The 12,845-nt window shown below is 35.3% G+C and carries 13 protein-coding genes; 4 read left to right on the top strand and 9 right to left on the bottom strand.

Annotated elements, in window-relative coordinates; genetic code table 11:
- Positions 1 to 321: 321 nt before the first annotated feature.
- Together J4G36_RS01160 and J4G36_RS01155 are read right to left on the bottom strand one after the other, a co-directional pair.
- Complete coding sequence (locus J4G36_RS01160) at positions 322 to 780, bottom strand: HNH endonuclease domain-containing protein (protein ID WP_210467994.1); 459 nt, start codon at positions 778 to 780, stop codon at positions 322 to 324.
- 277 nt (positions 781 to 1,057) lie between these two features.
- Positions 1,058 to 1,321: a hypothetical protein gene (locus J4G36_RS01155; protein WP_210467993.1), complete on the bottom strand. Its 264-nt coding sequence runs from the start codon at positions 1,319 to 1,321 to the stop codon at positions 1,058 to 1,060.
- A 181-nt stretch (positions 1,322 to 1,502) separates the two neighbouring features.
- Here J4G36_RS01155 and J4G36_RS01150 point away from each other — a divergent pair, with 181 nt between their 5' ends.
- Entirely contained in the window at positions 1,503 to 1,667 is a 165-nt protein-coding gene (locus J4G36_RS01150) for a hypothetical protein (RefSeq protein ID WP_210467992.1), read from the top strand.
- Between the two features lie 644 nt (positions 1,668 to 2,311).
- Here the strand turns inward: J4G36_RS01150 and J4G36_RS01145 are convergent.
- Complete coding sequence (locus tag J4G36_RS01145) at positions 2,312 to 2,737, bottom strand: hypothetical protein (protein WP_210467991.1); 426 nt, start codon at positions 2,735 to 2,737, stop codon at positions 2,312 to 2,314.
- A 324-nt stretch (positions 2,738 to 3,061) separates the two neighbouring features.
- Positions 3,062 to 5,488 (bottom strand): transcriptional repressor LexA, encoded by a 2,427-nt coding sequence (gene lexA, locus J4G36_RS01140; RefSeq protein WP_210467990.1) that lies wholly within the window; start codon positions 5,486 to 5,488, stop codon positions 3,062 to 3,064.
- Positions 5,489 to 5,815: 327 nt separating this feature from the next.
- Here lexA and J4G36_RS01135 point away from each other — a divergent pair, with 327 nt between their 5' ends.
- Together J4G36_RS01135 and J4G36_RS18810 are read left to right on the top strand one after the other, a co-directional pair.
- The gene (locus tag J4G36_RS01135; protein ID WP_210467989.1) at positions 5,816 to 5,989 is read left to right on the top strand and encodes a hypothetical protein; all 174 of its coding nucleotides are present in this window, start codon (positions 5,816 to 5,818) and stop codon (positions 5,987 to 5,989) included.
- A gap of 458 nt (positions 5,990 to 6,447) precedes the next feature.
- Positions 6,448 to 6,600 (top strand): LPXTG cell wall anchor domain-containing protein, encoded by a 153-nt coding sequence (locus J4G36_RS18810; RefSeq protein ID WP_210470371.1) that lies wholly within the window; start codon positions 6,448 to 6,450, stop codon positions 6,598 to 6,600.
- A 165-nt stretch (positions 6,601 to 6,765) separates the two neighbouring features.
- Here J4G36_RS18810 and J4G36_RS01125 read toward each other — a convergent pair whose 3' ends face one another.
- The 4 genes from J4G36_RS01125 to J4G36_RS01110 all read right to left on the bottom strand — a co-directional run bounded on the left by J4G36_RS01125 (position 6,766) and on the right by J4G36_RS01110 (position 9,075).
- Positions 6,766 to 7,761, bottom strand: a complete 996-nt coding sequence (locus J4G36_RS01125) for a GTPase (RefSeq protein ID WP_210467988.1) — start codon at positions 7,759 to 7,761, stop codon at positions 6,766 to 6,768.
- Positions 7,762 to 7,929: 168 nt separating this feature from the next.
- Positions 7,930 to 8,142, bottom strand: a complete 213-nt coding sequence (locus J4G36_RS01120; RefSeq protein WP_210467987.1) for a hypothetical protein — start codon at positions 8,140 to 8,142, stop codon at positions 7,930 to 7,932.
- 118 nt (positions 8,143 to 8,260) lie between these two features.
- Positions 8,261 to 8,659 carry an HNH endonuclease domain-containing protein gene (locus J4G36_RS01115; protein WP_210467986.1) on the bottom strand — a complete coding sequence of 133 codons (399 nt, stop codon included), beginning with the start codon at positions 8,657 to 8,659 and terminating at the stop codon, positions 8,261 to 8,263.
- Between the two features lie 56 nt (positions 8,660 to 8,715).
- A complete protein-coding gene (locus J4G36_RS01110) occupies positions 8,716 to 9,075 on the bottom strand; it encodes a hypothetical protein (protein WP_210467985.1) in 360 nt (119 codons plus the stop codon).
- Positions 9,076 to 9,866: 791 nt separating this feature from the next.
- Here J4G36_RS01110 and J4G36_RS01105 point away from each other — a divergent pair.
- The gene (locus tag J4G36_RS01105) at positions 9,867 to 11,453 is read left to right on the top strand and encodes a GIY-YIG nuclease family protein (protein ID WP_210467984.1); all 1,587 of its coding nucleotides are present in this window, start codon (positions 9,867 to 9,869) and stop codon (positions 11,451 to 11,453) included.
- A 158-nt stretch (positions 11,454 to 11,611) separates the two neighbouring features.
- Here J4G36_RS01105 and J4G36_RS01100 read toward each other — a convergent pair whose 3' ends face one another.
- Entirely contained in the window at positions 11,612 to 12,844 is a 1,233-nt protein-coding gene (locus tag J4G36_RS01100) for a phosphopentomutase (protein WP_210467983.1), read from the bottom strand.
- Between the last annotated feature and the right edge of the window lies 1 nt (position 12,845).

Raw genomic sequence — 12,845 nt, 5'->3', positions numbered from 1 at the left:
CTGTCGAAAAGAGCAAAAATCAATGCTCCTTAAACAGACACTTTTTTTATTCAAATTGATTTTAATAATTGGATATCGTATTCGATAATTGAAACGACTCTACTTCAAAATTATGATGATAAAACAGCATTTTGCTATCGCTGTCGCAAAACTAAAGCCCTTGCAGTAAATGTTTAAAGGTCTGGTTTGAATTGTAAAATGGGGCTGTCGAAAGAAAGAGCGCAAAGAGGATTGAGTATACTAACAACGAGTTCTCTAGTAAGCGCTTTGTCAATTTCCAATTGTAAGGCTTTAACTTCTTAAGCAAAATCCAGAATTAAGTCATGGGGTCCAGCCAGTTTGGAATCCATTTATTTCAGCGTAGCCATACAGCTTCTCAACCGTGCTTTCTTTATACTTCGCAAACTCTTCACGTACGTTTTGATCCTTCACGTTTGTTAACAACTCGTTTCGTTGGAACAATTTATTGATATATTCATTTGATGGGAGTTTGCTGCCTTTCCTGCTATTTAAAGAAGGTGTCGTCAAAACAAAATTCCAGAGGTTACCACTATGTACAAAACTCCATGGAATAAAATGATCCACGACTACCTTGCTCTTTCCCTCTACCAATGTGGCATTCGTATAAAAACAACGAGGCTCTGAATACGTCAATAATAGCTCGCGGTACTCTATTAATGATTCTCGTTTTGTGATGTTTTCTATGTGATTGATAATCACTTCATCGGAATGGGATTCATTTCGTGATTGGATGAATTTTGTCAACTCGTAGTTATTCAATCTAAAAAGCACTTCTTGAAATTTAAGTAAAAACTTATACGCCGAAGGATTGAATTGAAGTATTTAACCAGCTATTTGAAGCACATACCGATATGTTTTTCGTCAGATTCGTTATTAATTATAATTCAAACACAGGTCTGATGTCGCTGGTTTAACGGTAAACGTCAAATAACCCCCATCATACAAACCAGATGAGAGTTTTTGATTATAACGATGTGTCTGTGCACGATATCCACCATGCCACCCGGCAAATCAGAAAAAAATTTATAGAATTATATTAGTTTCCCACGATGTCTAAACACCAAGTGAAGTTTTCCCAAGCGGAATTCCAACCAACGAAAAGCTCTGTCGAATCATCCCAACGAACTTCGAATTTCTTCTGACCGTTTACATCGACTAAATACAATGCTAAGGTATTATCCTCCTTAGACACCGCTAACTTCATGCCGGTTTGAAGTTCTTCCTCGGTGAACGCTACATTTGAAACCGAACGTAGCTGTGCTTGTTCAAATACTTGTTTGTTAAAAATTCTATAATTCATAATAAACCTCCAATATAACATTTAATCATTATGCTAGTTCATACTTCTTCTGCAAATATTAGTACTACAATAGTATATATTATATGTATTTAACGATGAAATCAAAGATGAATTGATTTGTTCTATTCATTTAATTTATGGGATGTCGACTATACCAGTATTCTTCGATTGATGAATTGTCATGAATGATATGAACGTCGGGGTAGATTTTAATCATGGGCGTATGTTGGAAATCATTGAAACGAAAAAGTACTGTTTTGTCGATATCCCATTGCTCGTTTCATGCAATAGTAGTGAATTAATTGAATACTTTCTTGAACAGGTACCAAACACTAAACTTGAGTAATGTCACAAGGCAATAAGATAAAGTGGTTGTGAACAAAACAATTAAAACGTATGATAACAATATAGATTGAATAGAATAAAAAGGTCGCCCGATGTTAGTGCATCGAACGACTAAGTTTAATAGCGGTTCCCCAAAAGGGGATCGGCAATCAGATTAGGCATAACCCATCCGAGCCATTAACTCAAGGATGGGTTATTTTTATGGTTAAATGACAATATTGAGGCCCGCAGGAAGCGCGTTATGCAGTCGTTGCGACAGGACGTCGCGCACTTAGACTGCAATCCTTTGATGCCGCGAAAGTTACTGCGAACATTAATGTTTCAAATACTGATATTGGCTTCACCCCCTTTAAAAGAGGAGTGAGCCGACCACCCTTGAGTTACCTACTCCATTACTCTTCCATCATGCCACACATACGTTCTAAAAGTCATTTACATATCTAGCATTTCGATTTTTTAAGTGAAAGGTACCTGTGCCAAGTACAATCAAGAATAGTCATCATTTTCGGATAATTGTTAAAGGTTTGTCGTTTACCTTCCAATAGTCAATTGTTATCCACCATCAAAACATTTGGGCAATTACCGTAAAATATATCCCTAGTTTAAAGAAAACTCCTGGATGAATACTTATCGTTGCAATTGCCCTTAAATTGTATCAATTACATATTCCAAAAGTTGATTAGGAAAAGAAATACATATTATTATACCATTTGTAGCATATATTTTTAGAACGCCCTCATCCAATGTAATTTTGCAATAATCAGTGTCATAAGACTTATACAACAACTTTTTATATGGTTGACTCCGGGGTATATATTCATCCCAGTCAGTGCCTATGCTGTACCAATCACATTTGGCTCGACTATTCGAATAATTTGTATTACGTACAAAATTAACATCCATATTTGACAAGCCAAAATTTCCTTTATTTTTCTTCATGAGCATAACATCACATTCAAAAGTTTTATTCCTTAAGAGTTCCCCTGTTTTTCTTTCATATTTAATCCTAATATCATCTAAAAAAACGAAATTTCTCCATGCTTCATCATAATTAAGAGGTTGATAGTTCACTTTATATCACGTCCTTATTTATTGTTTATGCTTTATGGTTTATTATATATTGGTAATAAGGTTTAACATAGAAGATTCCCCTAGAAAAGAGGTTTCAACAACTGGAAATGCTATGTTTGATTCAGTTAAAAGTAAATAGTAATCATTGACTAGCCCTATAGAATAGAATATAGAGCTGAAGCCGCCTAGAATTATTTTATTATTTCCACTGTCTACTTGACAGGGGGCAGTTAATTATATAGTAGATCCCCCATTTTATGCCATTGTAGTTCAGAAACTGAAACTGAATAGTCTCTCACACAGGTACCTAAAAATTAAATCATTTCACTGTTTCAATACACCAATCACTTTACCGTTAATCATCACATCTTCTGAATTCATTTGGATTGGCTCGTAACTTTTATTTTTAGAAATTAGTAAAACCGTTCCGCCCATTAACATGAATTCTTTCATAGTTGCTTCCTGATCAATAACCGCGATGACAATATCGCCATTATCTGCCGCTTCTTGTTTATGCACAATAACGATATCTCCCTTGTCAATATCCGCATCTATCATACTATCGCCAGTTACGCGAAGTGCATATGTATGATTGGGGTCTATCATCCATTCTCTTGGAAGTAGAATAGAATCCTCAAAATCTTGAATGGCTGTTGTCGGAATACCAGCTGCTACATTGCCAATTAACGGTACCGCATGATCAACATCACAACCTATGGTTAACCCTGTCATTGAATCGATAATATCAATATCCTTTTCATAATCCACTTCTTGAACATATTGATATGCGTTGCGGTTACGTAGGTTTTTATAGATTCGGGTATGTTTAGTACTTGGTAAAAATTGTGGCTGACAAGCAGGGATATCCGTTATTTCCTCGCCATTACGATTAATGATTTTGATTTCTACGCCATCTGTCACAACACCGTAGTGGACATCTTGATTTGCAGACATATAAGATTGTAGCTGGTCAAATCCTATTTCAATCCCACTAGCAAATGCTTTTACTTCTATAAAACAATATGGAACTCTTTTGTCATTTGATTCAATCGAAATGGCGATATCGACGTAACCCCGTTTGGAAAACTGTTGTACTGGATATTCAAGTGTTATTAAATCGAGTGGATAGCCGTATGTATCTACTAACTCCCGAAGCATCCATTGACGTACCTTTTCTTCTCTTGCATTTAAATCTACAATTTGATTCGTTAACTGATAATCTGGTATAGGAATTGATTGATAGGCGTGTAATGCTAGATCTTTTCCAAAACGCATATATGTTGGATTGATTTCATTCATAAAGTATGAAGGTTTGCCAACTGATGACATGTAAAGTAGCTCATTCGCCCTTGTCATTCCGACATACAATAATTGTCTTTCCTCCGTATCAGTTGTATCATCATCTTCCATGCCAAACATCTGATTTGGAATTACTTGATTGTCCAAGTGAATCAGAAAAATCACCTTAAACTCTAGTCCTTTAATAGAATGCATCGTCGTTAACTTCACTGAGTCTCCAGCAAAGTTTGGATTACTTTCCGCCAGTCTGTCACAAGTTTGTGCTTGTTCAAATTGACCTTTTACATTGTCTATCAAATTATGACGTGTCGCGATGATACAAATATCACGAAGCTGATAATCATTTTGCAGTTTTTTTATTTGATCTATAATAAATTCAGCTTGTTTCTTTTGATTTGGAAATATGCGATAAATTGGTGGATGTCCATGTCGATCGATTAAAGAAGGTTGTACAAAATCCACATTTCCTTTAATGTGTACATCATTTTCGATTAAGTTATAGGCCACTTTGGAAATTTCTGTTGTTGTTCGGTAATTCTTTGATAAAGTTCGTGCTTTTCCACTCATATCATAACCAATCGTTGTGTAAGGTCGTCCTTTTCCTAGCCACGACTGGGAATAAATACTTTGTGTGTTATCCGCTACAAACATAATTGATGCATAAGATTTATCAGCATGAAGTAACGTTAAAAATTTCAATTGTACTTTAGACAAATCCTGACTTTCATCAATGAGTATATGTGTGTAGGGGCGAAACACTTTCTTTTCCGCTTCTTGTAAAGCTAGCTTATTCATCGTTTTGAAGTCTACAAACCCTTTATGCAGCAAATACTTGTCATAAGTTTCCATTAAACGATAAATGGCTTCCCTTGTTTTAGAGTTCTTAGATAGTTTTTGCGGATTTCCTTCCCCACCATTGGCACGGCCAATTCGGTCTATTTCCTGATAGGTTTCTAAATCAGGAATATTACACGCTTTTATCCAGTCAAGTTCATCCATCAAAAAATTACTATTCTTAAGAGACAATAATTTAACATTCCCGTAGTATGGTTTCACCTTTAAAATTGATTGTTGCAAAACTTTTCTCGCTTCCGGAGCACTTACAATCTTATAGGTAACATTATGTCGTTTTTGATAACTAATAAAATAACGGTACATGAGTTGATCTACTGTCCTAATATCTGCTTGAATATTATGGCGTAACAAACCTTGTTGATGATTCATCTCATGATTTTCTAACTCTTCATATTGATGTTGAATATACTTGATTAATGTCTTATTGAAAGTAACTAGTAATATATTATCATCTTCTTCTGGACAATAATTGTCACGTAAAAATTGAATGCGGCGAATCGCTACACTCGTTTTTCCCGATCCAGCTACGCCCTTTACCAACATATGCCCTGTAGGCTCTACTTCTACAATTCTTTGTTGTTCAACGTTCAATCTCATCTGCCTATTCACCTCAATCAATACCTAGTAAGATGTATATCCCCTTACCTGCGAATAAATCTTCCGTATCTTCTAAAAAGTGGAATCTACTACAATATTACGAAGATGGTAAATTATACTACCATTTTACCATACTCCTGCAACTAAAGGTAGAAGGTTGGCGGAAATTGAAGGAATTTTAGTTGAATACATTTCCTCTTATGGCACTGCGTTTCATTAATCTCTTACCTTTCTGTTCATCTTGTACTTCTATACCAGTGGGGAACTAAATTATTTTGTTCCAATTAATAAGCCCAATAAGATGATGGAGAAATTACTATCATTGTTTTGGATGAAGTGACCAAGCCAGAAAAACCAGGAGATGGTGATGTGGCAGAACCAACTGAGCCAACTAATCCAGAAGAACCGGGTGTATTTGTTCCAGGCTTAAAAAAAACAGTTTATATTCGCGCGGAATTGGATCTTCCATATATTGTAGGTAGTAGTGGTCCAATTGTTTAAATGTTTCCCAAGTCCTTGCCGGGCCTGATGTAGAATTAACGCCTTCCCATCAAATTAGTAATCCTTCAGCCTGGATTGGTGCGATAAAGGTTGATTATGCGGATACAGCAGACTTTCAAACTGTACGAGTGGAGATTACATCGAATGAAATCGCATCTTTAAAACTACCGAAGGATGAATTGTTTAAAGGTATGAACCAAGCTTACCAGTTACTAATTATGGTGTAGATAATGGTGTTGTTTATTTCCATTATGATATTGGCAGCGGGGTAGATGGTATATTCCTAATTGGCGAATTAATCTTCGCTTACAAGTAAATGCCATTTGATAAGAAGCCTCAGGAACCTGTTGAGCCTATATATATATATATCCCATTGAACCGGTTGATCCAGAAAAAACGACAGATCCGAAAAAAACTGACGTTGTTGTGAAAAAGACAGGGGATGATGAAAAAAATTAATCGTTTTAACCGATACGAAGAAAACAACTGGCGGATCAACAAAACTGCCTAAAACAGCAACATCTTTTTATTCGATCTTGCTTATTGGATTTATGCTTACACTTATCGGTATTGCAACATTATCTTTAGGTAAAAGAAAAAAAGCAGCATAAACTAACCTTTCACTAAGGTGTATTTTGAGTATAAAAAACCGTCAAACCCTTCTGGGGTAACGGTTTTTTCTTCTTTCAATCATTAAATAATGGAAGATACCTCAATTTCAGAGGTAACCAAATATTCTTAAAGCTAAAAACTTGATTAGTTGGCAATCTAGCTTCCTACTTTTTATTCAAAAACATCTTATAAATCGGGTCCAGTGTTGCTGAAGTCAGCTCGATGTTATTTTCATGAGCATACCTAACTGCATAGCCCAGTGCGAGTGTCATTCCACCTGCAACACTTGCGCCCGCAACCGTCCCAGCCCCGGGTACAAACTTTACAATTTGTCGGAAAATAGTTTTCCCTACATTCCCAGTAATTGTTGCGAGAATTAACTCTTTCGCATTATCTTTGGAAATAGGCTTACCATACAATGTGGACAAGCGTAACATAAGGCCAACTTGCAATGCGGTTAACGGAACAAAATCAGCTCCTGGTATTGGTATTGCGCCAATCGAAGCCGCCGACCCTCCCGCCGCCAAAATCCACTTATTAGCTGTGCGGGATTTATCCGCCATATGCTTTCCCATTTGGATATCTTTTCCTACAATCTCCAATAATTTTAAAACTTCATCTTGCAACATCCCAAAGTTTTCACCGGTTTTGGATGATATGGGCGCCACTGGGTAATCGTAATTCGTATGATCTTGTATATACTTCACTAAACCCTCAATATCCTCTGCTGCATCAATTTTATTCAAAACAAAGATGATTGATTTATTGTTTTTAGCAATTTTCTTGAAAGAAGCTAACTCCGTTTCAGATAAAACCGTTCCGGCTGCATTTAAGAAAAATAAAACAATATCTGCTTTTTTATAAAACTCCATGGTCTCCGCTGAGTGCTCACTTTGAATATCATCCAATCCCGGTGTATCGACAAATACAATTTGATCTTTATAAATATATTTCTTGACGTCCTTTGTTTCTCCAGGCTTTGCGCCGACTAGGGCAACCTCCTTGCCCATCAAGCGGTTAATTGTAGATGATTTCCCCGCATTTACATCACCAATCATGGCTATTAAAATTTCACGCTCTAATTGCTCATTAATTTCTTCTGTCTGCTCATCAAAAACCCGATCGAACTCTTCATCTGAAATAAAGTCACGTTTTTCCATTTACACACGCTCCCTCAAGTGCTGTTCTTCTTCGATTATCACAAGGATCCATACTTTGCTCTCGTCTGCAAAGCTGAGGTGCCTAGAAGTACAAATCTAAAAATCCATCCCTGATACGCCCACTAAAACCTATCATCAAATATAATACCGTTCCCCTATATATGACACTTACACTGTTAAAAATATTTCTATGTAAGCAAAATACCCCGCTATTGCAGTGATTATCGATGATAATATATTCTTGATTTCTTTGGGCACCCTTATAAAACTTAACAGTAAGTAAGCAATAATATAAGCACCACCAATGATTAAAGCCAGACTAATAAACTGCGTTGCTGCATTATTTAGTCCTTCAGTTAATGCTTCTGTAATTGTATCCACACAACCACCCCCATATGACATAATTCGGCATAAATGGAGTAAATCCTCTAATTTATATCATCAAATTATAAGAGGTAAATAATTTCTGGTGGTGACATACATGCGCCCTGAAATTAAATCATGGATTCCAACCAGTTTGGAATCCATTTATTTCAGCGTAGCCATACAGCTTCTCAACCGTGCTTTCTTTATACTTCGCAAACTCTTCACGTACGTTTTGATCCTTCACGTTTGTTAACAACTCGTTTCGTTGGAACAATTTATTGATATATTCATTTGATGGGAGTTTGCTGCCTTTCCTGCTATTTAAAGAAGGTGTCGTCAAAACGAAATTCCAGAGGTTGTCACTATGAACAAAACTCCACGGAATAAAATGATCCACGACTATCCTTCCCTTTCCCTCTACTAACTTGGCATTCGTATAAAAACAACGAGGTTCTGAATATGTCAGTAATAGCTCGCGGTACTCTATTAATGGTTCTCGTTTTGTGATGTTTTCTATGTGATTGATAATCACTTCACTGGAATGGAATTCATTTCGTGATTGAATGAATTTTGTTAACTCGTAGTTATTCAGCCTAAAAACACTTCTTGAAATTTAAGTAAAAACTTATACGCCGAAGGATTGAATTGTAGTATTTTATCCCTTTTATTGAACCCATATATTAAACCGTCTGTATCTTTATATAATGCGCCTAGTACATACTTATTAATAATCGCATTTTGTATCTCTGAGTGAACTTGGTTTTTGATCAAATCTGATAAGCTATCATAGGGTATTTCGCTTGGCAACTGATGTTGAAGTTGGATATCCGATAAAATTGTGTGAATTCGTGCATTTTTCCCCTGTGTATACTGATGTTTTATTATTAAATTCCAATAAAGCTTGGAGAATGATGTAGCTATTATTTCAAATGAAATTCTTAAATTCATATCGACTTGGTATAGTGATTCTAATAGCGCACGAATTAAAGCATATTTATAAGAAGTTGTTTTTTAGATTGGCTAGAAAACGTTCTATTCATCACTGTCAAACTGATTTTCTGAAACATTCCCGTAAGTTGTTGAACCTTCTTTTAATTCCCAACCGGCCTTCTCTCGCAATGTATATCCCCCTAAGAAAAAAAGTATTTCTCATTTATAAGTCAGATGAACGAAGTGCTAATTAAATAATAAATTCGTTACCTGCTCGCCCTACTTCACAATATGGTGTTAAATCTACATTTTGAACGGTTACTGTTCTCACTGTATAAGAGCGCACTAATACCAAAACCAGCATTAAGTAAAAAACAATGTTTGAATATATTTTATTCTGTCTCTTTATTATACAATCATGCCAATGAACCATAACTCCATTCATTTTATTTGGAAACGATTTACTTTCTAATTCTTTAAGCACATAGTCTTTCCTACTGAATATATACTTAATAGTCTAACGAATCGACATAAATCATGCTACAATCAGTAAGAAGGTTCCAAAAGTGAAAGAAGACTATGCCTATCCCAAAATCAATTAATACTTAATCACAGGCCAATAAAAAATGCACGAGCGAATAGACGAGTATGAGACTGATACTTCTAACGAATATGCACTTCAAGAACTAACCGTGGTTTTAAAACTTGTTCAATGGCGCTTCAATTATAATCACGCTGGGTGTTGTAAGGATACGCAAAAATGGAATTTAATGATATTAAAAATAAATCTTCTAAAGGGGATTATAAATATGAATGATGAAGTACCTGAAACGTTTAACGTTATTAAAAGAAAAGTACTGGAATTGATTAATCTAAGAAGAAATAATCACGTTAATAACTTTACAAAAAATAAAAAATCAGGAGTATATCTTCTTTATGTAGATAATTTCACTTCATCTTCCGTGCTGCCTATCTATATTGGTAGAACTAATAACTTTCAAAAAAGATGGAAAGAACATAAAAAAGAAATATTGGCACTTAATCGCCTCTCCTATAATGAGTACTACAGATATTTTTTCAGGAACACGATTCCTTTTTATGAAGGTTCCTATAAATCATGTAAAATATTCAAATACATGGTAGATAATAACTGTCAATTATCTGACTTAAAAATGGTAATAATTAAAAATACAGATCAAGATGAGTCCATTAGTCTTGAAAGACAGCTTATTCAAGAGTTTTTGAGTAGTTTTTTCGGCTTTAATCAATTACTATCTCTCACTGATACTAAGGATGGTTATAACAAAACAAATGGGGATTCGGTAAAATTAAAAATTTGGGAGTTCAACAATTTGAAAAATCTTACCGACTTCGGATACTCCCGATTCAACTTTTTAAAGTCATTTTTAATTTCTGAATCAGAAGAGATTAGTCCTAACATCTTAAGTGAATATGAATCATTAAAAATTGAATTAGAATTTCCCTCAGAGAGATATGATCAAGACTATAAAAGAATAAATGACTTATACACCGAATACTCTAACCAAATAAGTAACCTGGAAGAAGCAATTATATCATCACTTTCTAAGACTAGTGTCGGTGAAAATAAACTGCTTCTTGGTAGAATGAAAAAGGTTATTTTTGAAAATGACATTCCAGCAAAAAAGTATCTAGCTACTTATTTTAAAAATAAAAACTATGAGTTTGATTATTTAAACTTTTGTATAACTGAAATCAAAGAAATCGAACGCATTAAAGAGAAGATGAATAGTTTAGAAGCAGAATACGAATCATTATATTTTACAAAAAAGTCATTTAATAAGCACGGATTAATTTATCCATTCAGAAAATATGACTCTTTCCCACTAAAAGATGAGATTTTGAAAATAGATGAGCCTATAACGGAAAATGAATTACAACTTTTTTTCGATCTATCGAATTCAGGTAAAAGCTATCAATCCTATTATTACAACTCTGAAATAATTCGATTAACAGTCAGATGGAAAATTAACAATCAGATTAATTGTCAGGTTTATTATATTAGTAATGGTATTTCGGATGCCGAATATATAGAAGAGGATTTCTATCCTGATTTGCGATATTTAAACGGTAGTTTGTATCGCAGAAAATTTAACCCCATCAAAGCTGATGATTATTTTGATCGCAGATATATCACTTTAGAAGCAGAATATAAAACCGGGTTAAATGACTATAGCCATAAAAAACAGGAACATATTTCTTTAGTAGATGCTCTTACTGATATTAGAAGTAATATATTACTAGATGATATGAGTGTCACTGCATATTATAGCGAATCAAAAAAGTGCTTTGAGCTTACCTTAAATTCCAAAGAAGAGAATCATGATATTATTAAAAGAATTATTAAAAGCAAATAAACATAAAAAATTTAGATGAAGTACCAATGATAAAAAATATATCCATTAAGTGACGGGTTAAGCTGTTGTAAACATTGAATTCAAAGCGCACCAAAAGACGATTTCTTTAAATGATAGAAATCGTCTTTTGAATAGAAGTATATTATTGTAACCCACTGTCATTCACTCACTTTACACGAAATCATAAATTCCTTCCGATCGATAATTTCATCTAAAAAACTAGTTCCTTCTGCAGTCATGGGCAATCCATAAAAGTCACACAATGTCGCGCCGATGTCTGACATTGTGTTGCGTAAACCAATATTCGCTTTTTTCACCTTTTCACCGACAATCAGAATTGGGACGTATTCTCTCGTATGGTTGGAGTGTCCTATGGTAGGATCATTACCGTGGTCAGCCATGATAATGAGTAGATCATCTGCTACCATCGTTGGGATAAAATCCGTCAACCAACTATCGACTTCGTTCAGTAAAGCGGCATACCAATCAACATCTTCGGAATGACCTGCTAAGTCCGTTTCTTGAACATTAATTAAAAATGCAGCATCATTTTTTTCTTGATGGTATGCTTCGGCTACTCGCTTTAATAACTGGGTCGTATCGACAATCGGCTCTGCAACGCCCTTACCGTGCAGAACATCAGCTGTTTTGCCGAGACGATAGACAGGTAGTCCATGTTTTGCCGCTATCATTGGGAATTGTTTTTCTACTTCTACTCCATAACCCATATGGTAGACCTCGTAGCCTTTTCCATAGACACCTGCTTTTGGGGTGTCTACGCCCCATTGGTTTTGATCGGTCTCCTCAACACAAGAAAGTATTTTTTCAATCGACGTGTGAGGGCCACCAAAAGCGATTACTCTAGACGTATCTACGTTTTTACGGACGACATTTCCTAGTTTTTTCAGTTCTCTGAAAGGCATCTTTTTAAAATCAGCTGTTATATTAATTATATTTCCAACAGCTGATTCTAAATTATCTGCGACAACAGCGGCTTCATTCACTAAAAGGATTGGACTCCCTTCAATTGGATAGCGTACTTCATAACCGCTTTCTTCTAATGCTTGTTTCATGTCTTGATGGATATCCTTCATCAATCGTTTAGTTGAGTTTTTCGGACAGCTCCCGGCAATCTCCTGATGTCCTAAATACGTATCAGCGCCGTGATGGGCTAATTTTGAATACCCAAAAGCATTCCCTGGCTCAGATTTGCCATCGACAAGTGCACCAAGTCCGAGAGAATACATCGTTGGGATATGGAGTTTTTCTTTTTTAATCTCTCGAATATGTTGATAAGTCATCGCCTGACAGTCTGTCGCTACATAATCTTTACAATCATCCATTGCACCAATCCCAAAACTGTCGATCACGAGTAACATCATTTTAGCCATG

Origin of the sequence: Sporosarcina sp. 6E9 (assembly GCF_017921835.1) — a bacterium.
Taxonomy (GTDB): domain Bacteria; phylum Bacillota; class Bacilli; order Bacillales_A; family Planococcaceae; genus Sporosarcina.
The sequence above is the reverse complement of the archived record's forward strand: the minus strand, read 5'-3'. Positions and strand labels throughout refer to the sequence as shown.